General features: G+C 45.5%; 22 protein-coding genes. 4 read left to right on the top strand and 18 right to left on the bottom strand.

Translation table 11 applies throughout. From position 1 onward, the window contains the following. The first annotated feature begins 79 nt into the window (after positions 1 to 79). Together NFI81_RS14705 and NFI81_RS14700 are read left to right on the top strand one after the other, a co-directional pair. Complete coding sequence (locus NFI81_RS14705; protein WP_234611700.1) at positions 80 to 3,466, top strand: VCBS repeat-containing protein; 3,387 nt, start codon at positions 80 to 82, stop codon at positions 3,464 to 3,466. Continuing rightward, a complete protein-coding gene (locus NFI81_RS14700; RefSeq protein WP_234611701.1) occupies positions 3,450 to 4,754 on the top strand; it encodes a vanadium-dependent haloperoxidase in 1,305 nt (434 codons plus the stop codon). Before NFI81_RS14705 ends, NFI81_RS14700 begins: the two co-directional genes overlap by 17 nt. A gap of 29 nt (positions 4,755 to 4,783) precedes the next feature. Here NFI81_RS14700 and NFI81_RS14695 read toward each other — a convergent pair whose 3' ends face one another. From NFI81_RS14695 to NFI81_RS14685, 3 genes are all read right to left on the bottom strand, one after another. After that, positions 4,784 to 5,950 (bottom strand): ATP-binding protein, encoded by a 1,167-nt coding sequence (locus NFI81_RS14695; protein ID WP_234611702.1) that lies wholly within the window; start codon positions 5,948 to 5,950, stop codon positions 4,784 to 4,786. Between the two features lie 65 nt (positions 5,951 to 6,015). Then, the gene (locus tag NFI81_RS14690; protein ID WP_234611703.1) at positions 6,016 to 6,771 is read right to left on the bottom strand and encodes a patatin-like phospholipase family protein; all 756 of its coding nucleotides are present in this window, start codon (positions 6,769 to 6,771) and stop codon (positions 6,016 to 6,018) included. Positions 6,772 to 6,776: 5 nt separating this feature from the next. Then, positions 6,777 to 7,622 (bottom strand): MBL fold metallo-hydrolase, encoded by an 846-nt coding sequence (locus NFI81_RS14685; protein WP_234611704.1) that lies wholly within the window; start codon positions 7,620 to 7,622, stop codon positions 6,777 to 6,779. 216 nt (positions 7,623 to 7,838) lie between these two features. Here NFI81_RS14685 and NFI81_RS14680 point away from each other — a divergent pair, with 216 nt between their 5' ends. Beyond that, entirely contained in the window at positions 7,839 to 8,987 is a 1,149-nt protein-coding gene (locus NFI81_RS14680) for an FAD-dependent oxidoreductase (protein ID WP_234611705.1), read from the top strand. A gap of 1 nt (position 8,988) precedes the next feature. Here NFI81_RS14680 and NFI81_RS14675 read toward each other — a convergent pair whose 3' ends face one another. Beyond that, complete coding sequence (locus NFI81_RS14675) at positions 8,989 to 9,186, bottom strand: hypothetical protein (protein WP_234611706.1); 198 nt, start codon at positions 9,184 to 9,186, stop codon at positions 8,989 to 8,991. 63 nt (positions 9,187 to 9,249) lie between these two features. Here NFI81_RS14675 and NFI81_RS14670 point away from each other — a divergent pair, with 63 nt between their 5' ends. Further along, positions 9,250 to 10,269, top strand: coding sequence for a threonine aldolase family protein (locus NFI81_RS14670; protein ID WP_234611707.1), 1,020 nt, complete (start codon positions 9,250 to 9,252; stop codon positions 10,267 to 10,269). Here the strand turns inward: NFI81_RS14670 and NFI81_RS14665 are convergent. The 14 genes from NFI81_RS14665 to NFI81_RS14600 all read right to left on the bottom strand — a co-directional run bounded on the left by NFI81_RS14665 (position 10,266) and on the right by NFI81_RS14600 (position 24,631). Then, entirely contained in the window at positions 10,266 to 10,661 is a 396-nt protein-coding gene (locus NFI81_RS14665; RefSeq protein ID WP_252176009.1) for a DUF1398 family protein, read from the bottom strand. The genes NFI81_RS14670 and NFI81_RS14665 overlap by 4 nt on opposite strands. 79 nt (positions 10,662 to 10,740) lie before the next feature. Continuing rightward, positions 10,741 to 11,433 carry a DUF421 domain-containing protein gene (locus NFI81_RS14660; protein WP_234611709.1) on the bottom strand — a complete coding sequence of 231 codons (693 nt, stop codon included), beginning with the start codon at positions 11,431 to 11,433 and terminating at the stop codon, positions 10,741 to 10,743. A gap of 8 nt (positions 11,434 to 11,441) precedes the next feature. Next, positions 11,442 to 12,203, bottom strand: a complete 762-nt coding sequence (locus NFI81_RS14655; protein ID WP_234611710.1) for a hypothetical protein — start codon at positions 12,201 to 12,203, stop codon at positions 11,442 to 11,444. A gap of 95 nt (positions 12,204 to 12,298) precedes the next feature. Continuing rightward, positions 12,299 to 12,712, bottom strand: coding sequence for a hypothetical protein (locus NFI81_RS14650; RefSeq protein WP_234611711.1), 414 nt, complete (start codon positions 12,710 to 12,712; stop codon positions 12,299 to 12,301). A gap of 300 nt (positions 12,713 to 13,012) precedes the next feature. Then, positions 13,013 to 13,963 carry a DUF4249 domain-containing protein gene (locus NFI81_RS14645; RefSeq protein ID WP_234611712.1) on the bottom strand — a complete coding sequence of 317 codons (951 nt, stop codon included), beginning with the start codon at positions 13,961 to 13,963 and terminating at the stop codon, positions 13,013 to 13,015. A gap of 10 nt (positions 13,964 to 13,973) precedes the next feature. Then, the gene (locus tag NFI81_RS14640; RefSeq protein WP_234614844.1) at positions 13,974 to 16,382 is read right to left on the bottom strand and encodes a TonB-dependent receptor; all 2,409 of its coding nucleotides are present in this window, start codon (positions 16,380 to 16,382) and stop codon (positions 13,974 to 13,976) included. A gap of 141 nt (positions 16,383 to 16,523) precedes the next feature. Continuing rightward, positions 16,524 to 18,581, bottom strand: a complete 2,058-nt coding sequence (locus tag NFI81_RS14635) for a M3 family metallopeptidase (protein WP_234611713.1) — start codon at positions 18,579 to 18,581, stop codon at positions 16,524 to 16,526. A gap of 70 nt (positions 18,582 to 18,651) precedes the next feature. Then, on the bottom strand, positions 18,652 to 19,572 hold the full coding sequence (locus NFI81_RS14630; RefSeq protein WP_374759446.1) for an SMP-30/gluconolactonase/LRE family protein: 921 nt from the start codon (positions 19,570 to 19,572) through the stop codon (positions 18,652 to 18,654). A gap of 113 nt (positions 19,573 to 19,685) precedes the next feature. After that, on the bottom strand, positions 19,686 to 19,883 hold the full coding sequence (locus NFI81_RS14625; RefSeq protein ID WP_234611714.1) for a hypothetical protein: 198 nt from the start codon (positions 19,881 to 19,883) through the stop codon (positions 19,686 to 19,688). A gap of 15 nt (positions 19,884 to 19,898) precedes the next feature. Beyond that, a complete protein-coding gene (locus NFI81_RS14620) occupies positions 19,899 to 20,441 on the bottom strand; it encodes a DUF6934 family protein (protein ID WP_234611715.1) in 543 nt (180 codons plus the stop codon). A gap of 411 nt (positions 20,442 to 20,852) precedes the next feature. After that, positions 20,853 to 21,848 (bottom strand): glycosyl hydrolase family 18 protein, encoded by a 996-nt coding sequence (locus tag NFI81_RS14615; protein WP_234611716.1) that lies wholly within the window; start codon positions 21,846 to 21,848, stop codon positions 20,853 to 20,855. A 25-nt stretch (positions 21,849 to 21,873) separates the two neighbouring features. Beyond that, entirely contained in the window at positions 21,874 to 22,986 is a 1,113-nt protein-coding gene (locus NFI81_RS14610; protein WP_234611717.1) for a Gfo/Idh/MocA family protein, read from the bottom strand. A gap of 13 nt (positions 22,987 to 22,999) precedes the next feature. Further along, positions 23,000 to 24,112, bottom strand: a complete 1,113-nt coding sequence (locus NFI81_RS14605; protein ID WP_234611718.1) for a Gfo/Idh/MocA family protein — start codon at positions 24,110 to 24,112, stop codon at positions 23,000 to 23,002. 138 nt (positions 24,113 to 24,250) lie between these two features. After that, the gene (locus tag NFI81_RS14600) at positions 24,251 to 24,631 is read right to left on the bottom strand and encodes a hypothetical protein (RefSeq protein ID WP_234611719.1); all 381 of its coding nucleotides are present in this window, start codon (positions 24,629 to 24,631) and stop codon (positions 24,251 to 24,253) included. Positions 24,632 to 24,769 lie beyond the last annotated feature (138 nt).

The following is a 24,769-nucleotide window of genomic DNA, read 5'->3' as shown; positions in this document are numbered from 1 at the left end:
AGTAAATTTGTGAAACTATGTCTTCGTTATGAAGGCATAGTTTCTTTTTTCTATACAGTTCAACCTTCGTGGCCCTATTATGAAGCGAATAAAATCCTGGATCCCAGGAATTATCGTGCTGGCAATCAGTCTCGGTTTTGCAGGATGCAACAAATCTGCCGATTCTGAACAATCCAAAGACGGAAAAAGCCAGACGCCTTTGTTCACACTCTTGCCCGCCGAAAAAACCAAAATTGACTTCTCGAACACATTAACGGAAGGCTTGAATACCAATGTGTTGATGTACGAATACTTTTACAATGGCGGCGGTGTGGCAGCAGGTGACCTCAATGGGGACGGGCTCGACGATGTTTATTTCACTGGAAATATGGTGCCTAATAAGCTGTATCTCAACAAAGGCCAGATGGTTTTTGAGGACATTACAGCAACCGCAGGTGTGGGCGGCCGGGAAAGGCCCTGGAAAACGGGCGTTACTATGGCAGACGTAAATGGTGATGGCAAGCTCGACATTTACGTTTGTTATTCCGGAAATGTTTCGCCGGAAAGTCTTAAAGGACAGCTTTTTATTAATAAAGGCAATGGTGCAAACGGCATTCCGCAGTTTGAAGAATCGGCCGAGAAATACGGTCTGGGTGCGCCTAGTAACAGCACACAAGCCGCATTCTTTGATTTTGACAAAGACGGTGATATGGATATGTTCTTGTTAAATCATAATCCCAAATCACTCCCGATCCTGGATGAGGCCAGCACAGCAGATTTGCTAAAAAAGGATGATCCAATTACAGGCGTGCGATTTTTTAGAAATGATCCCAAAGCCGATGGCACGCCTTATTTCACAGACATTACCCAAAAGGCAGGCATCCAAAGTTCGCCGCTCACTTACGGTTTGGGCATAGGCATTGCCGATGTAAACCAGGACGGCTGGCAGGATATGTATATTTCAAACGACTATTCTGTTCCCGATTTTTTATATATCAATAACAAAAACGGCACATTCACCGACGCGCTTAAAACATCGATCGGCCACACGTCCCATTCATCCATGGGTAACGACATTGCCGACTTCAATAATGATGGTCTGCCCGACATTTTTACGTTGGATATGTTGCCAGAGGACAACCGCCGACAAAAATTACTCGCCGGTCTGGACAACTACGAGCTTTTTGATTTCAATGTTAAAATGGGCTTTAACCACCAGTATATGCGGAATATGCTGCAACTGAACCAGGGGCAGGGCGGCAAAAGCAAATTGCCTGTTTTCTCGGAAGTAGGGCAGTTGTCCGGCGTTTCCAACACCGACTGGAGCTGGGCGTCATTGTTTGCAGACTACGATAATGATGGCTGGAAGGACCTTTTCATCACCAACGGTAACCTCCGCGATTTTACAAATATGGACTTTGTGAAATTTATGGGAGATCATTTGAAACGCATAGAGGGGCAGGTGAAGCGAGAAGATGTGCTCAATATGGTGTATCAAATGCCATCGTCCAACATGAAAAATTATCTTTTTCAAAATAAAAAGGACCTTACTTTTACCAATGTTGCGGATAACTGGGGACTGGGAGAAATTTCAAACAGCGGAGGCGCGGCCTATTCGGATCTGGACAATGATGGTGACCTGGATCTGATTGTGAACAACATTAATAAGCCTGCATTCATTTATCAAAATGATGGCGATAAATTGTTGAAAAACAATTACTTAAAACTAAAATTGGAAGGCGAAGGTGCCAATAAATTCGGCATAGGAGCGAAGGTTACCATTTACAACAAAGGGCAAAAACAATATCTCGAACAAATGCCCACGCGTGGTTACCAGTCAAGCGTTTCGCCTGTTTTGCATTTCGGTTTAGGCAAAGAAAACATTGATTCGTTGCAAGTTGTATGGCTTAGCGGAAAGCGGCAAAGCGTCATCAATCCCAAAGTAAATGCGATTTTGACATTGGCAGAAAAAAATGCGACAATGGCTAAAACTAATGTTCAAACTGCTAGCCCACTTTATAATGCCGTGCCATCGCCAATAGCTTATTCTGGAAAAGCGAGCACTACGAATGATTTCAAACGGCAGCCACTGCTCATTAATCCGATTTCCTTTTCCGGTCCGTGTCTTGTTAAAGGCGATGTGAATGGAGATGGTTTGGGAGACATTTACGCAGGAGGCGGTTCAGGAGAGGCAGGAAAGCTTTATTTGCAGCAAAAGGGCGGTTCTTTTACCAGTAAATCGGTGCATGCTTTCGAAGCGGATAAGCAAAGTGACGACACGGATGCAGTCTTTTTCGACGCCAATGGTGACGGCTTCCAGGATTTGTTTGTCGGCAGCGGCGGTTATGCCACATTCATGCCCGAAGATCCATTGTTGCAAAGCCGTTTATATTTAAATGATGGCAAAGGCAACTTTACCAAAAGTGCAGGCGCATTGCCCAAAATGATCACCAGCACGAGCTGCGCGCGGGTTGCGGACGTCAACGGAGACAACAAGCCCGACCTGTTTGTAGGCGGCCGGGTAATCCCGGGACGCTATCCCGAAACGCCAAGGAGCTACATCCTAATCAATGACGGCAGGGGCAAATTCTCAGATCAAACAGCAAGCCTTTCTGCTGAACTGGCGAACATTGGGCTGGTAACGGACGCTGCCTGGACGGATTTGAACGGAGACAAAAAGCCGGATCTGATCGTCGTAGGCGAATGGATGCCGATCACGGTTTATATGAATGTTAATGGCAAATTGGAAAACAAAACCAGCACTTATTTTGACAAACAATACAGCGGCTGGTGGAACAAAATACTGTTAACCGACCTGAACGGCGATGGTAAGGACGACCTGGTGATTGGTAACCTGGGACTGAATAGTCAATGCAAAGCCAGCGACGCGGAGCCTGTTGAAATGCTTTACAAAGACTTTGACGACAACGGCTCCGTTGATCCGATCATGAGCTTTTACATTCAGGGCAAAAGCTATCCTTATGTGACACGAGATGAAATGCTGGACCAGATGAGCATTATGCGGACCCGTTTTCAGGATTACAAAACTTATGCAGACGCGACGGTAAAAGAGATTTTTACCGCCGATGAACTCGCAGGAGCGAAAGAATTGAAAGCAAATTTTTTAAAAACAGCCTATTTCGAACAAGGCGCCAATGGTAAGTTTGCGGAAAAGCCGCTTCCATTTCAAGCCCAAATATCCCCGGTTTACACCATTACGGCGGTTGATTTTGATAAGGACGGCAGTAAGGATTTGCTGCTTTGCGGCAATGTGAGCAAGGCGCGGCTGCGGTTTGGGAAGTACGACGCAAATTTTGGCGTTCTGCTAAAAGGAAACGGCAAAGGTGAGTTTGCTTACATCAAGCAGGATCGCTCCGGTTTCAGTTTGAAAGGAGATGTAAGGAGCGTGTTGCCAGTTGGGGACAAGCTTTTGTTTGGGATAAATCAACAGGAAATTAAAGCATATCAAATTGGTAAATCTAAATAAAGGCTGGCTGTTCATCGCAGTTATTTGCCTTTTAGCGAGCTGTAAGAATGATTCTCCGGTAAACATTAGTCCGGATGCGATCGGTCATGTAACATTGCAAATGACGGATGTTATGATCCATGACGTGACCAATCCGCCATTGAGTGCAAGATTTTTTGCCTATGCCTGTCTGGCTGGATATGAGGTGATTTCGCAAAATGACACAGCTTACAAGAGCATGCACGGCGTTTTGAATGATTATCCGCAAATGACGAAGCCGGAGGTTGGGACATTCTCCTATCAACTCAGCGCTGTGCTTGCCATGCTGGAAACAGCCAAAAAGATGCAACCTTCCGGAGCGCTGTTGCAGACTTACCAGAACAGATTGCTCGATTCGTGCCGAAAGGAAGGCGCTAGTGAGGAAATCATCGCCGGCTCGCAGGAATATGCAGTGGCGATCAGTAAGCAGATCCTGAAATATGCCAAAGCGGATAAGTATAACCTCATCAGCAATTTTCCGCGTTACGAGCCTGAAAAAACGCCCGGAACCTGGTATCCGACGCCGCCGGGCTATTTTCCGCCAGTAGAACCTTATTTCAAAACTGTTCGTCCGTTTACGCTGGATTCGGCTGCGCAGTTCCGTCCCGAGCCGCCTGTGGCCTTTTCAGAGGACAAAAATTCTGCATTCTTTAAACTGATGAAGCTTAATTATGACGACAAAAAAGAGCCTCAGCACCGGGTTATGGCGGCTTTTTGGGATTGTAACCCGTTTGCATTAGAGAACAAGGGACATTTGCTCGTAGGGATGAAAAAGATTTCTCCCGGTGCGCATTGGATGGGGATTACGAACATTGCCTGCAAGCAAGGCAAAACAGATTTTTCGAAAACAATGCTGATCAATGCTGCTGTGGCCGTTGGGTTAATGGACGGCTTTATGACCTGCTGGGAAGAAAAATTCCGCAGCAACCGCATCCGCCCTGAAACAGCCATCCGTAAATACATCGACCCAACCTGGATGCCGTTTCTACAAACGCCTCCGTTTCCCGAATATCTGAGCGGACATTCCGTGATATCATCCGCATCCGCCGTAATCCTGACCCATTATTTCGGGGACAAATTTGAGTATACCGACACCGTAGAAGAACGTTTCGGCCTCAAAGCCAGAAAGTTTGCTTCATTCATGGCCGCCGCCGAAGAATCAGGCATGTCGCGGTTTTACGGCGGAATCCATTTCATGGACGCCATCGAGAATGGGCAGAAGCAGGGCGTTCAGGTCGGGGAGTGGGTTGTGAAGAAGGTTGGGGATTGAGACGAAACAATTAGATCACAATTTTTAGATCATATTTTGTTAAGATCTGTTTCCAAAAAATTGTATAAGCTGATAACTGTAACGGAATGTGCTGTTGTATAAGTGTCGCTGCTTGGCGTTATGATAAATTTATAGGCTGGCTCCAAATCTTCTGTGCAGCTAATAAAACCTTTTGAAACCATTGGCGCGTTGGTTAGTTTGATTTCAATGCAAGCAATAGGAGTTATGCCTCGCACAAGCACCAAGTCGCATTCTGCGCCTGCCTGCGTGCGATAGTAAAATAGCTCTAATCCTTTGGAAATGCGCTGCGCAATTTGCTCGATCACATATCCTTCCCATGAGCCACCAATACCCGGATGACCGTACAAGTCCTCCGTACTGTCAATAAAAAGCAGCCGGTGTAAAATTCCAGTATCTCGGATATATACTTTGGGAGATTTAACGAGACGTTTTTTGGCATTAACAAACCAGGGCTGTAATCGCCTGATCATATAGCCGCCTTCCAGAAAACCTGTATATCGCAATACGGTCGGTGCTGTGATGCCCAATGATCGGGCAAACACCTCAGCATTCCATACATTTCCATTGGAATGAGCGAGCATTCTCCAAAAGTTTCGAAGCGTTGCAGGTGAAAGTTCCACACCGAAAAGGTAAGCTAAATCTCTTTCTACATAGCTTCTGATGAAATCATCGAGCCATTCCTTCGCTGTTGCTTCGCTATTTGCAAGAAGCGCTTCGGGAAAGCCTCCTCTAAACCAATGATGTTCTTTTTGCTTCGTTTCAGTAAGTTCAGATAATCCCACTGGGGTCAATTCGGTGTAGGATATGCGGCCAGCGAGCGACTCGGAAACGCCTTTTACCAAGGCAGGCGAGGCGGATCCCAGTAAGATAAATCTGCCTGGACTTCTGTCTTCGTCAATCAGTGGTCGTAACAGTGAAAATAACTCAGGCATAAGCTGAACTTCATCAATAATCACACAGGAATCTCTTAAGCTGTCCAGATAGGTGTAAGCATCAGCTAGCTTAGCCATATCCCGCGGATTCTCTGCATCAAGATAGGTAAAGCTTGCCAAATTTGATTTAGCGATGAACTTTGCTAAGGTCGTTTTCCCTACCTGTCGCGGACCTAATATAGCGACGGCTGGCGAGCGACTCAGTTTTTCCTGAATTTCCTGTGTTATATACCGGTGGATCATTCACAAATATAGCATCTCAACCTAGTAAATCCAAAGTTCAACTTTGGATTTACTAGGTTGAGATGCTAAAAATCAACATCCGTCTCCTCCAACAATCGCCTCGTATAATTGTAACCCGCGTCAAACAACTGCGCGGCCTTTCGAAAATCGAAAATGCTGAACCGGCTTAGTTCTGCGGGCTCGATGAGCAGGTTGCATTTTTTGAAACGTTCCTTGGTTTTGCTGTGCATGGCCAGGATAAGACTGCGGTAGATGAGTTCTGTGGTCCTTTTTATAGGCTTGTCTAATGTGAATGGATTGCAATGTATACCGATCAGGAAATCGGCTTCCTGCATAATTGGCTCTACGGGTAGGTTATTAAGCACACCGCCATCTACGAGCTCACGTCCCTGAAAATGGATAGGGCTGAATAATCCCGGAATGCAGCAAGAGGCGAGCACGGGAATGGCCAGTTCACCGTTGCGATATTGTATTTCTTCTCCCGACCCAATGTCCGTTGCTGTAACGACGAGTGGGGTTTTTAGAGATTCAAATGTGTTTTCAGGAATATATTTGCGCAGCACTGCTTCCAATTTATTCATATGCAACAGCCCGTTTGCCCCGAATCCAAACCTGATATAAGGATAAAAGCTGGTTTGAAGGATCATTTCAATGATCTCATCCGGCGTGTAACCGTGCGCGAGCATTGCACCTACGAAGGCGCCGGAGCTGGTCCCGCTGATAATGTCTGGCTTAATTCCTCGCTCCATCAATGCTTTTATCGCGCCAATGTGCGCAATGCCGCGTGCTCCGCCACCTGACAAAACCAAACCGATTTTCATAACATTTAGCTGATAAAGTAGCTCAATGCACCGCGCTCGCGAATCGCAACGCCTTTTTCTGTTTGCTCTACCATGGCAGCTTCAAAAACCGGATCGTGTTCAAATAATATAATGTGCTTTTCAGCAGCGGCATTTTGCAAAACTTCCTGCTTTTCCTGCATTGTGACCAGCGGGCGCATGTCGTAACTCATGATCCAGGCCAAAGGAATATGGTATGAAGATGGTAGCAAATCCGCAGCGTAAATGATCTTTTGATCCTTGTAATGAATCACGGGAAGCATCATTTGCTCTGTATGGCCGTTCACGTGGATAAAATCAATGTTCGAAAATGGCGATTTACCTTTTTCAATATATTTCAGCTGCCCCGATTCTTTCAAAGGAAGAATGTTCTCTTTCAAAAACGATGCTTTTTCACGCGGATTCGGATTAACAGCCCATTCCCAATGTGCTTCATTAGACCAGTATGTAGCATTTGAGAAAGCAGGGAGCAGTTTTGACCTATCGTTGTTAAATTGTACAGCGCCGCCTACATGATCGAAATGCAGGTGCGTCAAAATTACATCCGTAATGTCTGTGACGTCGTAACCACAGTTTCTAATTGAGGAAATCAGGCTGGCGTCGCCGTGCAGATCATAATGGCCGAAAAATTTTTGATCCTGCTTATTTCCGAGTCCTGTATCAATTAAAATTAGCTTCCCGCCGTCTTCAATCAACAGGCATCGCATGGCCCAGGTGCAGAGATTGTTTTCATCCGCCGGATTATGCCTGTTCCAAAGCGATTTCGGAACAACGCCAAACATGGCGCCGCCATCGAGCTTGAAGAATCCGGTGTCTATCGTGTGAATGTTCATGTCGGAAAGTTACCCAAATCCAATTCACTTCAAAATTTTCAAGCTCTTAATCCGCGTTCTTCCTAGAACACTGTGTATGATAATGATGCGTTATAATTGCATTTATTCGGAAAAACTATAATAATGTTCTGATGATGTTGAATTGGACAATATAATGTTTGTAAAGATTCATGTTCCTCATTATTTTCGGCTGCATCATCTTTCAGCCTAGCCTCCATGAACCGCAGAAATTTTTTCGAAAAAGCAATTCCCGCAAGTTTCGCATTAGGCACCATTGCCTCCTCTTGTGCACCTAAAACCCAGCTGCAATACCCAGACAAACATTTTCATATAGGCCGCGGTTACCATCAGATCCCAAAATTGAGGCTCTCAATGGACCGTATTGTGAAGGAAACCGTTGGATTACGGCCATTCAGGGCGTCGGGGCCGAGGCTGGATGTAGAACAGCTTGGCAACAAAACCATCGTGCATAATTACGGGCATGGCGGGAGCGGCTGGTCGCTGTCATGGGGAACGGGCAACATTGCACGGAATAATGTGCTGGCTACCAATGAAAAAAAAGTTGCGGTGATCGGCTGCGGAACGGTTGGGATTGCCACTGCGCGCCTGTTGCAGGAAAGCGGCTGTGAAGTAACCATTTATACAAAGGACGTCCCGCCGAACATTACCAGTAACCTGGCAACCGGGACGTGGTCACCGGCCTCGCGGGTTTGTGATGTGAAAGTGGCCAAGCCGGAGTTTAAGCAGGTTTGGGAGGAAGCTACGCGCTTTTCATTCCGTCGGTTCCAATTTTTCCTGGGATTGAATGACATTGCCTGCTGGGCGGAAGAATATGGTGTTTTCAAAGAAACGCCCGTGTACACGCCCGGGGCCGGAGGGGAAGATTTTGAAATACATGGCCTCATCCCCGAACACGTGCGGCTGGAAGCGAAAGAACATCCTTTCAATGCAGATCACGTCACCAGACGGACGAACCTAATGTTCAACATTCCCAGCTATTTAAGGCATCAGTTACAGGATTTCGTCATGTTTGGGGGTAAAGTTAAAATCCAGGAGATTAAAAAACTGGAAGATATCGATGCATTACCCGAAAAAGTGGTGGTCAACTGCATGGGACTGGGCGCAAAGCCCGTCTTCAATGATCAGGAATTGACCCCGGTTTCAGGCCAGCTTTCGTGCCTGATCCCACAAAGCGATGTGAATTACAAGTTATATACAAAAGGAGCAAACTTCATTTCCCGCAAAGACGGCATTTACATTGGAAGCAATGGGATTGTTGGAAACTGGGATACGACGCCGAGCAAGGAACAAACCGAAAAGACGGTTGGGATATTAATGAAGCTGATGGAGGAAATGAAAGGATAGGTTATTGCGGCTTCGAAACATCTTCTTTCAAATGATAGCGCCTGCGGATTTCATTTACCAGGAATTTTTTCTGGGCAGTGAAACTGTCGGGATGCATGGTGACAAACAGCTCTTTCCACTCCGCATAGCGGCCCGGGTCCACCTGGTTAAAAGTTTCCTGATCGATTTTTTTAAGCCTTAAATATTCTTCAAATTCCATTATCCCGATTTTTTCGCAATATGCGCATACTTTTGCATATCATTAAAAAATCCGAGTTCGAATATGAAAATTGACCTGCGCAGCGATACAGTCACCAAGCCAACGAAGGAAATGCAGCAAGCCATGTGGGCAGCGGAAGTGGGTGATGATGTGTTAGGCGACGATCCGACGGTAAACGCATTGCAGGAAAAAGCAGCAAAATTGTTCGGGATGGAGGAAGCGCTTTTCTGCCCTTCGGGCACTATGACCAATCAACTGGCCATCCGCGTGCATACGCAGCCGGGCAGCGATGTGATCTGTGACAAATATTCGCACATTTACTTATATGAAGGCGGCGGCATTATGCTCAATGCCTTGTCGTCCGTGAAATTGCTCGACGGCGACCGCGGCAGGCTTACAGCCGAGCAAGTTGCGGGCGCAATCAGTCCTCTACACGACATTCATTCCACGGTAACCCGCCTCGTTTCGCTGGAAAATACCATGAACAAAGGGGGCGGCTGTTATTATGATTTTAATGAAATAAATGCGATTAAGAAGGTTTGCAATGATAAAAACATTCCCCTGCATCTCGATGGCGCGCGGCTTTTCAATGCATTGGTTGAAACCGGCGAAAGTCCGCTGGAATATGGGAAAGCATTCGATAGCATCAGCATTTGTCTTTCAAAAGGGCTGGGCTGTCCGGTTGGATCTTTGCTTCTGGGAACGCATAATGTGATCACAAAAGCGAGGCGTTTCCGGAAAGTAATGGGCGGCGGCTGGCGTCAGGCTGGCTTTCTGGCGGCAGCAGGCATTTATGCACTCGATCATCACGTGGAAAGGCTCAAAGAAGATCACGCGCGGGCGAGGGCAATTGGCAACATGTTTGAACATTTGCCAGAAATCGAAGAAATTTTCCCCGTAGATACCAACATCGTCATTATCAGGCTTGCTGAGGGTTTATCAGAAGTTGATTATGTAAATAAATTGGCTCAACAGGGCATTTTGGCCGTGACTTTTGGAAAAAACCTTGTGCGCTTCGTCACTCACCTGGATTTCACAGACGATCATTTGCATGAAATGAGCAGGCGGATCAGGCAAATCTAAACTTCCGGGATTACTTCTTCGTATTCGTATTCTGAATTGGGCCCCTGATAAATCACCTTCATACCTGCAAGGTCAGCCACGTAAGTATGTATGCCCGCAGCGCCTATCTCACGCAGGAATGTCGGGTAGTCAGTTATGCCTTCCTGGTTGCGTTTGATTGCGGTCTTTACAGACTCCAGTTCAAAGGTTTCGGCACATTCAAACTCGGGAATATCTCCGGGAATCACCAGTTTATCACCAATAACGGATATATAAGTACGTTTGTGGTTTCCTACCTTGATCTCGTAATTGTCGACGCCGATGGCTTTCAGATTTTTTACAAAAAACGGATAAGCCTGGCCCTTAGATCGCTCCTCGGCAGATTTTATTAAGTCGTCGGTCAATTCTACCATATGCATAATAGTATGCGTTTAATTTTTGTTGTCTTTACTAAATACCCGTGCCAGGCTCATTCAAGGCTGGTTTTAAAAATCAGCTTAATCGCAAAGTCTTGATTGCGACCACCCATTCGTCCCTATTACAAACCGGGCAAACGGCAGCGCCTGATGGCAAGTTTTCAACATTTCCACAAAAAGCACAGGCGTAGAGTCCATCCTTGAAGATTTTTTTACTCTTTGACTGATAAAGATCCGGCAGCAGCGGAAGGCCGTATTTTACTTCATCATCATGATAAAAGAAAACGCTCACTTCTCCCGACGGTTCCAGGTAAGCACTGCGAACCTGTCCTAAATGTTCAATGCTTTTGACCCGCAGTTCGGAGAAAAATTCGTCCTGCGCTAATGTTTCTTTTTTAAAAGCGCTGATCGAAAACCGGCCTTCATGGATCAGGCAGACAGTCTTTCCTTCAATGAGTTTTTCAAACCACTCATTTTTTCCCGTAAGCCAGGTTACAAACCTGTAAAGGATGATAATGGTGGTAAATACTACAAGCGCGGGAATAATACCGACATCTTCATAAAACATCGGGTCGCCGGCTGCCGAACCCAAAGCAATGATGATCACGGTCTCGAATACAGAAAGTTGCCTTACACCCCGCTTTCCCGTCACGCGCAATGCAATGAGCAGAAACACAAACATAATCGTCGAACGCACAATCACTTCCAAGAGAAACTTGAAAGGCAGCTCGTTCATCAGGAATCTTTCCCACTCAAAAATTTCTTTCATCCAACTGTCTAGTAATGAAGTTCATATGCAATGTCCTTAATGCCCCGCTCGCCTTTAATATCCTTAATTGGGGCTTCAATGTTATAAATGTTGAGTATTTTCTTAGCTGAATTAAACTGAAACGCATAGACAGCATTTGCAGCTTCCGAACGGAAAGTAATGTTATTTGAAACAGGGTGAACTTCCCCTACACAATCGCCGCTGAAACAAAGCTCAAATGATTTAAAGTCACCGATTCCCGTTACTTTACCCTCTGCCGAAAAACTCACTTTTTTACCCGTTGCCTTACCGTTTTCATAGATTTCGTAAGAGCCAGCAATCATTTTTTCATTTAATACTGACGGGAAAACCCATTGTCCGCTGCTTGGTGATGCCACTTTGTCAAAGAGGGAATTCTCGTTCGATTGTTTCCAGACACTGTCTTCAAGAATGAGCTTTTTACTTTCGTCCACCGAAAAAAGCAGGTCCTTATCCTGAAAAGCCTTTTTGATCGCATATTTTTTTCCTGACTTCGTATAAGTCAGCGTTGCCTCTTCAAAACCATAGAAAACCTTCACACTGTCGTCGCTTAAAAAATTCAGCTCAAAGCAATAGGTGTTAATCAACCCCGGGATCGAATCTTCCACAACATCCAAAAATGACTGATTAATGTAATGTCCGCGCAAAGCGACCTCACCGGCGTCACTGCTTTTATCATTACAGCCGTAGATCATGGCAGTGCATATCAGCAAGGCGCAGAACCTGGAAAAGGAGATGATATTCACGATCATGTTGTATAATTATTAAAAAAGATGTTACCCGACCATCTTCGTGGCAAAGTAACATCTTAATCTTAACTAATGGTCTTATACGCTAAAATATGAGCCTAGTGCGCCATATCATCCTCCTCCGGATGATGAACGATCAGCGAACTGCGCGTGTCCAGTTTTCTGATCATTTCGTTTGACATTGCATCCGCGTAAACACCGTAACTGCTTACTAATGTGCCTTTTAATCCGTCTTTCGATTCAATGGCATAAAGGATTGACATATCCGACGGGTTGGTCATTCCTTCAAAACGATAAACCTTTATAATGTCGAAGTCCTCCGGCGAAAGGGTCAGGCAAATACCGTCATCCTTATGCAGTTCCAGTGCGTGCGCGGTCATATTAAAGTCGTATGTGTAACCGTCTGCTTGAAGATCCTGTAGCGTCTCAATAAGCGTATCCGGTTCATCCATGTTCTTGTTAGATGGATGTGATTTTTTCTCTTTGTCCTGATCTGAGCCTTGCAAGTCCATAATAATGTGGTTTAAGGTTAGTATTTTTCAAAATGTCAGTTTAACCGACAATGTTGGTTTTTGGTTTGAAGCCGAAAGCAACTGCTTTTTGGGCAGAAGTGTGAACGGCCGGGAAACGGAAAGTGATGTTTTTGCAGTTACACACGTAAAAAGCATGCCCTGCAAGCCGCTACGCAGCAAAATGTATCTGCTGTAATTAATGCAGAGATTTCTTGTAAACGGAGTATAAAGCAGACGAACATTTTGAGGTGCTTTGACCTCAGTTTGCCAGGAAATGTAGAACGCAGCCTGTTTTCGCGATTACGGACGGTAAGTCACCTGACCCGAATTATAGGCAGCAAAACAGCCTAATCCGCCGCTGATGTTGGTGTAGATCAAGGATGGTTCTATGAACGGATTGTCCGAACTCCCACGCATTTCCAGTGACCGGTGATATTTGAAATAGTGAACATCCGTGTTGTAAACTTCCAGCATGACCATCGCGATTTTCGCTTTGGGATAAACCGTAAATTTATTGCCATTTCCATAATCATAAACGATCACATTAGGCAAAACGGTGCGGCCTATGGGTGACGTGAATACAGCACCATCCAGGTTTGCGTCACTTTGATAATCGTTGCGCCCAATGGTTTCGTCCCAGTTGAAATTAAAGCGGTTCTTAACTCTTCGCTCCTTGAACGTCTCCGCATTGGTGCCCTCCGCAATGCTGTATTCCAGGTCGACGGAGCTGCGGACACGATAATAATTGGTGTCACGTGAAGCGTCCGTCCAGCTCATTTGGACCGTTAGCAATGTATCCTGTTCGAAAATATTGCTCGAAAAAGACGTGTCCAGCTTATAAGAAGATGCTAGCACCTGGCCAGCCGGAACAGTGCAAACGCCCGTAGCCACACGGTTGCCGTCAGACACGAAAAGTGAATAGGTTTTTCCCGCAACAATAGGGAACACCGACCTGTCAATGCTATATAGTGTGCTTGCCGAGTCAAAAGGAATGGCCACTTCCTTGGTTCCATCCGAGATTTTTACCAACGCATTCCTTACCACACCGCCTTTATTTCCCGATTCTGTAAAAAGCGGAACCGATTCTGTAACCACCACATTAATACGCGCGGATTGCGGTGAAATGAATGATTGGACAACGAGTTTGGATTCCGTCCTGGGCAACTTATCCGCAGGAATATCCGTAATCAGCGATTCGCAGGCGGTTAGGCAAATGGAAATGAGTATAACAATGATATGATGCAATTTCATGGCAGGGCAGTTAGAACTTAAAATTATAGCTGAAATAGGGGAGGACTGGGAACAGGGAATAACGTTTAAGTGTGTTTTTGGTGTTGCCACCGCTTCCCGTTTCTGTGTCGTCCGTATCTATATCATAAAAAAACGGGTTTCTGCGGTTGTATACATTGTAAATCCCAAATTCCCACGTGCGCTCATGCCGTTTTTTCTGTTTGCGGAATTGAATGGCGAAATCCATGCGGTGAAACGGCTCTGCACGGAAACTGTTTTTTTGTCCGTATTCACTCACAGTCGGGCCGTTCCAGCCGATGGCCGGCTTGCCGTTCGGGTTTATTCTGGTAATAAAATTGTCACTCACGCCGGTATAGGTGGCAATGGGCAGTGTCAATGCATTTCCGGTTCCGTAAACCCATGTAGACGAGATGGTTATGCGCTTGGTAAGCTCGTAAATGCCTACAACAGAAAGGTCATGTCGCCGATCATAGCGTGGAAAGAATGTTTTTCCAAAATTCAATTCGGGGAATTTCCAGTAAGTCCAGGATAATGTGTAGCCAACCCAGCCCGAAAGTCTGCCCGTTTTTTTCTGGATTAGAAACTCGCCTCCGTAAGACCAGCCTTTTCCAGCCGTAACATTGTCTTCCCAGCTCAACTCATTGGCATTCTCGCCGTTAATGCTCAAAAACGAAGATCCTTCTTTGTAGTTGAGAATGTTATCCATGTTTTTGTAATAACCTTCCAAAGTCAGTGTCAATGCCGGCCTTTCCAGATCCTTGGCAAAACCCAGCGCAACCTGTTGCGATTGCTGCGGCGCCACGCGGTCGGTGGTTGGCACCCAAAGATCCGTGGGTAGGCCCAATCCGGTGTTGGACAGCAAATGCACATACTGGTTCATTTGGGCGTAGGAAGCTTTTACTGAAAAATCCTGCGCGAGCCGCAATGCTGCTGAGAACCTGGGCTCGGGGCGGATATAAGTTTTTGTTTGGGTTTGAAATGCGCTTAACCGGAAGCCAGCATTCATTTTTAATGATTCAAATGGCTGCCAGGTGTCTTCCACGTAGGCGCCAGCCTCAAATGTATTAATCGGCTTAACGGATCTTTCGATCGGATTTTCAATAAAAGAACCTTCAATGGCGAGCGCCGAAGGGATGAACTTATGCTGCGTAACCTGCGCCCCGAACTTGATCGCGTGCTTCGCGGAAGGATAAAAGTCAAAATCTGTTTTTACTCCAAAATCCCTGATCCGCGAATTGTATTCGAGACTGAACTCATCCTGCGTCGCACCATCGCCGTTCATGTCTTTGGAATAGCTGGAAACGCCGAAATTGAAATTGCTGAAAATAAATGAGGTGTTAACAAAGAGCTTTTGGCTCAGCACGTGGTTCCAGCGCATGGTGGCCGTTGCATTGCCCCAGTCGAGCCCGGCCCTGGTTTCGGAATCGGCGCTTTTTTCTTCTACGTAAAATTTATCCCTTCCAAAATAACCGCTTACATAAAGCTTGTCTTTGGGGCCGAGATCGTAGTTCATTTTTGCATTCAGATCATAAAAATAATAACCCGGTTTAACCTGGCTGGCGTCGCCTTTTTGAGATTGTTTAATGAATGGAGAAGCCAGCAGATCAATGTAAGTTCTGCGTCCCGAGATCAGGAACGAAGATTTTCCTTTCGAAATAGGCCCTTCCAATGTTAGTCTGGACGATATGAGCCCGATCCCGCCTTCGCCATGCAGCTTGTCTTTACTTCCTTCTTTCATATTCATTTCCAAAACAGAAGAAAGTCTGCCGCCATAGCGCGCCGGAAATCCGCCTTTGGTAAGCTCCACACTTTTCAATGCATCGCTGTTAAATATCGAAAAAAACCCAAAAAGGTGGTTGGCATTGTAAACAACCGCATCATCGAGGATGATCAGGTTCTGGTCCGGACCGCCGCCACGTACGTAAAGTCCCGTTTGTCCTTCGGTTCCTTTTTGAACGCCCGGCATCAGTTGGAGCACGCGTAAAACGTCCTTTTCACCAAAAAAAGCAGGGACTTTTTTCAGCTGCGCAATGGGAATTTCAATCTGGCTCATTTGCACCGACCGACTCACATAATCTTCCTGCCTGCGGGCAGAAACAACCACTTCCTCCAATTGATTAATGGTCGCAAGGAAAATGCTGAGTTCGAGATTTTTCTTCAAACCGACGCGAAGATCAGTCCTTTCATAACCTACAAATGAGAACGATAGCATTGCGCTGTCGGCAGCCGGAATGGTCAGGGAGTAAAAGCCATAAGTGTTGGTTACTGCGCCGTACGGTGTGCCCTCAATATATACATTAACTCCCGGCAACTGCTCCTGGCTCCCTTTTTCCTTGACGAAACCGCTGATTGTTATACGTTCCTGAGCGCTTACCGCAATTGAAACAAGCAGCAATGAGACTGCAAAAACAAAGCGCATAATCAGCGGGCTGGTTGATTTTTGTAACGACTCTTCTGATAATAAAGTATAGATCATAGTAAAGGGTAAAATACGCAATGGACAAACCTCCCGCTTAACTATATATATACTCTTATTCGAGCCCGTTGGATCAAATGCACACTACTCCACTTTTGCCAATCCTCTGTTTTCTAATAAATATTTCTCTTTCGGTACTCTCCCCCGGAAAGATTTATAAAGATTGATCGGCTCCACGGTTCCGCCTTTTTCGAGAATATTTTTTCGGAATGATAATGCTGTCTCCGGGTCAAAAATGTTTCCCGTTTCTTTGAAAGCAGCAAATGCATCGCTATCCAACACTTCCGACCAAATGTAACTGTAATAGCCCGCCGAGTAACCACCCGCGAAAATGTGCTGGAAATAAGTGCTCCGGTAACGTGGTGCGATTTGCTTAATCAATCCCCGATCAGCCATTGCCTTTTCTTCTACGGTCTGAGAATTTATTTGCATACCGGCAGGCGCGATGTGATAAAAAAGATCCAGCAAGGCCGCCGCCAGATATTCCACAGTAGCAAATCCCTGATTAAACTTCGAAGCATTTTTCATTTTCTCCACTGCTTCGTCTGGGATCGTTTCGCCTGTTTGATAATGTTTCGCGTAAAATTTCAGGACTTCCGGTTCAAATGCCCAATGTTCCATGATTTGGGATGGTAATTCCACAAAGTCGCGGGGGACCGAAGTGCCTGATAATGTTTCATATTCAACATTGGATAACAAACCATGCAGCGCGTGGCCGAATTCGTGGAAGAAGGTTTCCACTTCCTCAGCTGTCAACAAAACCGGGTTTTCGCCCGTTGGTTTGGCATAATTGCAAACGATGGATACAATAGGAGCGATACGCTGGCCGTCCTTAATGCTTTGCTTACGGTAAGAAGTCATCCATGCGCCGCCTCTTTTTGAATTTCGGGTGAAAAAATCCATGTAAAAAATGCCGGTCAGGTCGCCGCTGGCTTCTCGTACTTCGTAAGCAATTACATCTTCATGGTATTTTGGGATGTCCTTCATTTCCATGAATGTCAGTCCGTACAGATTTTGAACCACTTTAAAAATCCCGTCACGCACATTTTCAAGCTGGAAATACGGCTTTAATGACTCGGCATCGTAATTATATTTTTCCTTACGAACCTTATCCGCGTAGTAAAACCAGTCCCACGCTTCCAGCTCACCCGCGACACCTTCATTATTCATCAATTCCTGCATTTGCAATGCTTCGGATTTGGCAACTGGCAATGCAGCCTTCCAAAGTCGGTCCAGCAGATCGTGCACATTTGTGATCTTTTTGGCCATACTTTCTTCCAAAACATAATCAGCGTGACAGTCGTAGCCTAGTAAGCTCGCCCGCTCAGCCCTTAATGTTGTTATCTGAGCAACTATTTCTTTGTTATCCAGCTCATCGTCGTGGTTACAGCGGCTGATATATGCCTTATACATTGTTTCCCGAAGCGCACGATCATCAGCATATTGAAGAAAGGGCATCACGCTGGGCTGGTGCAATGTAAATTTCCAAGTTCCGTCTTTGCCGGCGTCCTTCGCCAATTGCGCGGCATTCGTTTTAATGGATTCCGGCAACCCTGAAAGTTGGGATTCGTCACTTATGATCAGCTCGAATTTATTGGTTTCAGCCAGCAGGTTTTGCCCAAAACGGACCGTAAGCACAGACAATTGCTTGTTAATGCTCCGCATTTTCTCCTGGTCCGAATCATTCAGATTAGCTCCACTCCGGATGAAAGCCTTGTAGGTTTTTTCCAAAAGGCGCTTTTGCCCAGCATTCAGTTCAAAATGTTCCTGTAAATCATTAACTTTTTTAACGCGCTGGAATAGATCCGAATTAAGAAAAATATCGTCGCTGTGCTGAGACAGCTTTGGCGCGATTTCCTTTGAAAGTGCCTCAATCTCCGGATTTGTATTAGCCGAAGCCAAATTAAAAAACACCAAACTGACCCGGGTAAGCAGATCGCCAGTGCGTTCCAACGCTTCAATGGTGTTTTCAAATGTAGGCGCAGCTTCGTTTGACTGGATGGCCTCGATGCTGTTTTGCTGTTGGGCCATGCCTTCTTCAAATGCAGGCAAAAAATGTTCAGGTTCCACTATATCAAAAGGCGGAACCTGAAATGGCGTGTTATATGAAGTTAAAAATGGGTTATTAGCTGGCTGAGGCATATTTGATATCAAATGTTTTTCAGCATGCAATTTAGGGTTTCAATGAAACGCCCGCAAAGTGTCTGCAAGATTATTTCACGCCTTTAACTTTCATTTTCAAGCCGTAAACGGCAGTTTCGGCTGTAATGAAAAGCAAATCGTTGTTTTTTCCTCCAAAACAAAGATTCGCAGTCCAGCCGTTATGGATAGGGAAGTGAGCGATTTGTTCGCCTGTTTTATCAAATACTGTAACGCCTTTGCCGGTAACGTAAAGATTTCCTTCGGCGTCCAGGATCATTCCGTCGGAGCCTTTGGGCACAAATAGTTTTCTGTTGGCCAATGTCCCGTCATTTTGAATGTCGTAAACGTAGGTTTTGTTGTCGCCAATGTCCGCAACAAAAAGCCTTTTTCCATCTTTGGTGCCGATAATGCCATTGGGTTGTTTCAATTTTTCGTCGACCCGGATCAGCTTATTTGTCTTGGGATTGAGGTAATAAACGTGCTGGCCGTCCTGCTGCATAGCCGGATCACGCTTCCAGTAATCACGTTTGTACATGGGATCTGTGAGGTAAATGCCGCCCTTAGGATCAATCCAGAGATCATTAGGACCATTTAAGAGCTTGCCTTCGTAATCCTTTACCAAAACCGTAGGCTTTCCATTTTTATCAAAAGACCAAACCTGGTTATCCTCATCTGAACATGCAACCAGATTTCCTTTGTTGTCAAAATACATTCCGTTTGCACGACCTGCATTGTCTGAGAAAACACTGAATTTACTGGTTTGTGCGTCCCAGCGAATGATTTTATTATTAGGTTGATCTGTAAAAAACACATTGCCGTCCTGATCGGCAACGGGCCCTTCTGTGAATTTGTAGCCGTCCCCAAGTTTTTCAACCTGCGCGCCGGGTGCCACTATCGATTTTGAATCCATTATTTGTGCTGAAAGTAAGGCCGGGAAGAGCAATGCTGCCAATCCGGATAAAATTGAATAAAAACCTGCTGACTTTTTCATATCAAAACAATGCCGGGCGAAGTTGTTCCCGGTTGTCGTAAAAGTCGGTGGGGGAGGGTTAGTTACTTATGCGGGATGGCAGAGGAGCGACGCAGTAGGCTCCCAAGAAGAATTCAGGCTTTGACGTTTTCGGGTTTTGGGAATGAGTTTGGTTGAGCTTTTTGCAAACCTTCCAAGAATTTTCGAGCACCGGCAGTTTTTTTCGGAAATAAGTCTCTTCCACCGATTTCTTTCAACAATTGTCGCAAAAACACAGCTTGTTTCTGCGGATCCACCGGAATTTTTCGCGATCGCTTTGTTGTCGTTTCCATAATTTAAAGTTAAAATTATTTTTGAAATAAAAGAATCGCATCGTACATACGACCAGGAATGTATTGTTCTATCATAATTTGATGTGATCGGACAAAACCTCCTAAAAACCAATATGCTATGCTCAACTCAGCGAAATATTTTTTAACAAAATTGGGATAGATCGATATTCTTTGATTAGACCGCTTGCATTCGGCTGCGCACTTCCTGATACAAGTTTTTTTGCATATTTCGGCAAAGTCTGAACCACTATCGCTGCATTGAACAATGATAACAGCATCAGGAAAAATTTCAAAGAACTGCGGAACAGTTGAAAGAACAGTTCGGAAAACTTTGTAAGCGTCACCGTTGTTAGATTTTGCCTGATCAATAATTTGATGCAATTCCAAATCGTAGTCTCCAAAACCAACATTATAAACGCTTCGGCTTTCGAATTGTGAAATGTAATTGTATTGGACAGCTTTGATAATGATTTGTTGACCATTGCTGGTGAACATGAATTCGCATCCAGCTGGTAACGTGGATTCCTGAACATTATATATGTCATGTAAATTTGCCACTTACAATGGTTTGTTGAAAGAGAAAAAAGGTATAGACGTTACAAATGCCAGCTGTAATCCAATTAGCTGTTGGTCGAGTAGATTTACCTAACGGTTTGGGCCATTCTCTAAGCGAACCTTAATGTGCTTTCCATGTTCAAAATCGCAATTCTTTCAGCTACTCGGACAGCCTTAATACAGTAGTTTGTGCTGTGGATAAAATTGAACTTCGAAAGCTAGTGGGTAAAAAGATTATTAAGCTTCGAACTGAGAAGAGTTGGAGCCAGTCGGACCTTGCCCGGGCATGTAACAAGGATAGGCGATCGATTGAGTGGATAAAGAATAGAAAGATTTCGCCTTCGCTTTATTATATGAAATCGCTTTGGCCCTGCGAGTTGTCTTGAAATATTGTGGATATAAGCAACTCATAGCCTACCTCCCCTTCACCACCCCATCAATCTCCCTCAACAACGACTTGACCCCCGTGCTATCCTGCAACAATTGCCAGATCATCACCCCACTCACCTTCAACTTTGCCAGTTCCGTCTTCTTCCGAATCGTGGGCAGACCATTGTAGTAAACCATTCCACCATTCAAATGCATCTGATCCTGGTTGATGGAATCGGGAAATTGACGGAGAATGTTTTTGTAGGACATGCTTTCAGGAGCGGTGCCGCCGAAGCCATAGCCGTAGAATGGGACGCCTAGTGTTAGTTTTTCTTTGGGGATTTTGCGGGTTTCGAGCCAGTATTGGAGGTCTTCTTCGGCCATGGAGTAGGGCGCGTGCGGGCCAGGTTTATCGGGGCGCCATGGACCGGTGCGGTCGTAGGACATGATGTTGACGAAATCAAACTGTGCTAATGCTTTGTCGGTGAACTGATTTTTGTAAACGGTGGCGATGGCGGCCGTAATGAGTTTGTTTTTTTGCTTTAATGCGGCTGCAAAATCTGCTACAAAACTTTCGTAATTGGCGTCAATCAATGCGCCTTCGAGGTCAACATCAATGCCGTCCAGGTTATTGTTAACTGCCAGATTGACAAGGTCATTGATCAGTTTTGTTTTCTTTTCTCCAATTAAAAAAGAAGGATAGTATTCCGGAGCGCCTCCGCCGCCGATGGAAGCCATGATCTTCACATTTTTGGCGTGCGCCAGCGCTGCAACTTCTTTGAGATTCTCGGTTCTGGTGAGATTGCCCAGGGAATCGGGATTGATGAAGGCAATGTAGAGGTGCGTAATCTTGCCGAAATCAATCTGTTTTGCAGATGACAAAAGATCCGTCCGGTTGGGCAGATAGCCGATGACTTTGAAGCGATTATCTGCGTCGCCATTTCTGGAAATGGTGACGCTTTTCTTACTGCAACTGGTATTTAACGCAAGAATCACCATGAAGGCGGGGATGCATTGTTTGAACAACTTCGGGAGTTTCATGGTGATTCTTGATGCGTTTTGAATGCTATTTGCCTCCTAACATAATTTTGGCGCCGCCTTTACGGATAGATTCGTAGACAGCGTCGACCACGATCATGTCCTTCAAACCTTCGGCTCCGCTGACGTTAGGGTCGGGTTTATTGTTCAGGATAATGTCGGCGATGCCGTCCATTTGGAGGGTTTGATGCGTGACTATGGGCTGGTTCATGGGCCCGTTGTGCGTCCTGCCTTTGATGGGGCCGTAACTGAACGCAGGGCTTAGTTCTACAAATCCTTTTTCACCGATTACGTAAAGCCTCTCGTAATTATTGAAATTGTACGTTGTGCCGCAACTCGCTACCACGCCGCTCGGGAAGCCGAGCTGGAACATGATCGTTTCGTCCACTTCCTTGAATTTCACCGGATCGGTTTTGGTTTCCTGCGCAGTTACCCAAATCGGTTCTTCGCCGGTTGCGTAACGCGCGCCATTTAACGCATAAATGCCCACATCCATCATTGCGCCGCCGCCCGCCAGGGCTTTTTTTAGCCTCCATTGATTGGGATCGCCGGATTTGAAACCCATATAATTGTTCACATGCATGATCTTGCCCAGTTCGCCCGCCTCGCGCATGCGGATCAGCTCGCGGGTATGCGGCTCGAAATGCATGCGATAACCAATGTAAAACTTGACACCGGCCTTTTCACAGGCTGCGATCATTTCACGGGTTTGCTTGGCATTATCAGCCACTGGTTTTTCACAAAGCACATGTTTTCCGGCCGCGGCGATTTGCAGAACATGCTTGTGATGCAATGAGTTAGGCGTGGTAATGTACACTAAGTCAATATCGGGATTGTCCTTGATCTTGCTGACCGTATCGTAGTTATAGGTGTTCTTTTCAGGAATATTGTATTTCTTCTTCCAATCTTCCAGCTTGGCAGGCGTGCCGGAAACGGCTCCAACTAGCGTAGCCATTTTACAGTCTTTCATAGCTTCGGCCACGCGGGTCCCGTAACTGCCAAGTCCCATGATCGCGACGCGTAATTGCTTGTCAGCCTTTGGGCCTGCATAAAGATTGCGAGCAGCGGCGGGCAAATCCGAAAGGGCCGTAGCGCCAATCCCCAAGGTTAGTTTTTGAAGAAAATCTCGACGAGAATCCATAGTAATTGAGTGATTATTTGTTGATAAATACTTTTGCGCCGTTTTTACGCAGCGATTCATAAATGGCATCGATCACAACCATATCTTTTAGTCCTTCGGCGCCGGTTACATTCGGGTCCGGTTTGCCGTTCAGGATTGCATCTGCAATTCCGTCCAATTGATAAGCCTGGTGATTTACATCGGGTTGGTCGATCGGCCCTTTGTGCGTATTACCACGAATCGGGCCGTAGCCAAATGCCGGGTTCATTTCTGCCCAGCCTTTTTCACCCATCAGGCGCAACATTTCAACATGATTAAAATTGTACGTGCAGCCGCAGTTGGCAATAATTCCGCTTGGAAAACCAAGTTGAAATGTAACCGTTTCATCCACATCTTTGAATTTGACGGGATCGGTTTTGGACTCCTGAGCAGTAACCCAAACCGGCTCTTCACCCGTACAATAGCGCGCTCCGTTTGTCGAATATACACCCACATCCATAACTGCCCCGCCTCCTGCCAATGCCTTTTTTAGCCTCCATTGCGTCGGATCGCCAATTTTAAAGCCTGCATAATTATTCACGTGCATGATCTTGCCAAATTCCCCGGCTTCACGCATGCGGATTAACTCTTTTGTATGCGGCTCAAAATGCAACCGATAGCCAATGTAAAATTTCACGCCAGCCTTTTCACAAGCTGCGATCATTTCCCTTGCCTGCTTAGCGTTATCGGCCACTGGTTTTTCACAAATGACGTGTTTTCCGGCCGCAGCAACTTGCAATACGTGCTTATGATGCAGTGAGTTAGGCGTGATTACATATACAATATCAATGTCGGGATTGTTCTTAATGTCAGCTAGGTTTTCGTAGTTGTAGACATTTTTATCCTCAATGCCATATTTCTGCTTCCATTCAGGAATTTTCGAAGGCGTACCTGTTACTATCCCTACAAGTTTTGCGGTTTTGCATTCTTTCATTCCTCTTGCCACGATGTTCGCGTAACCGCCAAGGCCCATTAATGCAACGCGGAGTTGCTTGTCGGCAGGTGTCCTGGGCAAAGTGGGAGCAGCAATTGCGGGAGTAAGGTCCGTAAGCGTAGCAGCTCCGATTCCTAATGAAAGCTTTTGTATAAAATCGCGACGGGAATTCATAGTCAGTTGTTAAGGTGTTGAAAACAACTGAAAAAGGGAACCGGAAAGATTATCTCCTTATGCGAATCGCGGGCGTAGGCATAAACAAAAAAAGCCCCCGGAAATCCGGAGGCCTTGGGAACTGAGGTTTACGCTTAATTATTTGACTGACAATGTACGTTCAGTTTTTTGTTCCGATAATTCGAAGGATTTTGACTGAATTTCTTTGCCGCTGATGACGTCCACTTCATATTTTCCAGCGTCCATCTGGTCCATATTCAATGTGCGACCGAATTTTTGATTGTCTCTGCTAATGGTTTCGCGGTAAACAATGATTCCAGCTTCGTTTTTCAGTAAAATCGTTGTGTTGGCGTCGTTGTTTGCTTTGCTAACCAGAACATTGATCTTGCCATTTTTAGTTGGGTAAATTCCTGTTCCGAATGAAGAAGCTTTTTTGGTTTCTTTGTCTTCTGCGTTGGCAGCGAAAGTAGAAGCGATAAATGCTAAGGCAAATGCGAAAGTTTTAATTGTAGTTTTCATGGCTATTTTATTTTTATGGCTATTGTTTTATTTTCTTTTTGTCTCTGAGGCCATAACAAAGGTGGCAGATATCCCGGTACTATGTATTACAAAGTACAGGAATGGGGATTTTAGGTTAATGAATGGTTTATATCTCTC

Source organism: Dyadobacter fanqingshengii (assembly GCF_023822005.2).
Classification (GTDB): domain Bacteria; phylum Bacteroidota; class Bacteroidia; order Cytophagales; family Spirosomataceae; genus Dyadobacter; species Dyadobacter fanqingshengii.
The sequence above is the reverse complement of the archived record's forward strand: the minus strand, read 5'-3'. Positions and strand labels throughout refer to the sequence as shown.

Bases quoted from the DNA above. Each gene is read 5' to 3' on its own strand.
- NFI81_RS14705 (WP_234611700.1), top strand. From the start codon at position 80: ATGAAGCGAATAAAATCCTGGATCCCAGGAATTATCGTGCTGGCAATC.
- NFI81_RS14695 (WP_234611702.1), bottom strand. From the start codon at position 5,950: ATGATCCACCGGTATATAACACAGGAAATTCAGGAAAAACTGAGTCGC.
- NFI81_RS14690 (WP_234611703.1), bottom strand. From the start codon at position 6,771: ATGAAAATCGGTTTGGTTTTGTCAGGTGGCGGAGCACGCGGCATTGCG.
- NFI81_RS14685 (WP_234611704.1), bottom strand. From the start codon at position 7,622: ATGAACATTCACACGATAGACACCGGATTCTTCAAGCTCGATGGCGGC.
- NFI81_RS14680 (WP_234611705.1), top strand. From the start codon at position 7,839: ATGAACCGCAGAAATTTTTTCGAAAAAGCAATTCCCGCAAGTTTCGCA.
- NFI81_RS14675 (WP_234611706.1), bottom strand. From the start codon at position 9,186: ATGGAATTTGAAGAATATTTAAGGCTTAAAAAAATCGATCAGGAAACT.
- NFI81_RS14670 (WP_234611707.1), top strand. From the start codon at position 9,250: ATGAAAATTGACCTGCGCAGCGATACAGTCACCAAGCCAACGAAGGAA.
- NFI81_RS14665 (WP_252176009.1), bottom strand. From the start codon at position 10,661: ATGGTAGAATTGACCGACGACTTAATAAAATCTGCCGAGGAGCGATCT.
- NFI81_RS14660 (WP_234611709.1), bottom strand. From the start codon at position 11,433: ATGAAAGAAATTTTTGAGTGGGAAAGATTCCTGATGAACGAGCTGCCT.
- NFI81_RS14655 (WP_234611710.1), bottom strand. From the start codon at position 12,203: ATGATCGTGAATATCATCTCCTTTTCCAGGTTCTGCGCCTTGCTGATA.
- NFI81_RS14650 (WP_234611711.1), bottom strand. From the start codon at position 12,712: ATGGACTTGCAAGGCTCAGATCAGGACAAAGAGAAAAAATCACATCCA.
- NFI81_RS14645 (WP_234611712.1), bottom strand. From the start codon at position 13,963: ATGAAATTGCATCATATCATTGTTATACTCATTTCCATTTGCCTAACC.
- NFI81_RS14640 (WP_234614844.1), bottom strand. From the start codon at position 16,382: ATGCGCTTTGTTTTTGCAGTCTCATTGCTGCTTGTTTCAATTGCGGTA.
- NFI81_RS14635 (WP_234611713.1), bottom strand. From the start codon at position 18,581: ATGCCTCAGCCAGCTAATAACCCATTTTTAACTTCATATAACACGCCA.
- NFI81_RS14630 (WP_374759446.1), bottom strand. From the start codon at position 19,572: ATGAAAAAGTCAGCAGGTTTTTATTCAATTTTATCCGGATTGGCAGCA.
- NFI81_RS14625 (WP_234611714.1), bottom strand. From the start codon at position 19,883: ATGGAAACGACAACAAAGCGATCGCGAAAAATTCCGGTGGATCCGCAG.
- NFI81_RS14615 (WP_234611716.1), bottom strand. From the start codon at position 21,848: ATGAAACTCCCGAAGTTGTTCAAACAATGCATCCCCGCCTTCATGGTG.
- NFI81_RS14610 (WP_234611717.1), bottom strand. From the start codon at position 22,986: ATGGATTCTCGTCGAGATTTTCTTCAAAAACTAACCTTGGGGATTGGC.
- NFI81_RS14605 (WP_234611718.1), bottom strand. From the start codon at position 24,112: ATGAATTCCCGTCGCGATTTTATACAAAAGCTTTCATTAGGAATCGGA.
- NFI81_RS14600 (WP_234611719.1), bottom strand. From the start codon at position 24,631: ATGAAAACTACAATTAAAACTTTCGCATTTGCCTTAGCATTTATCGCT.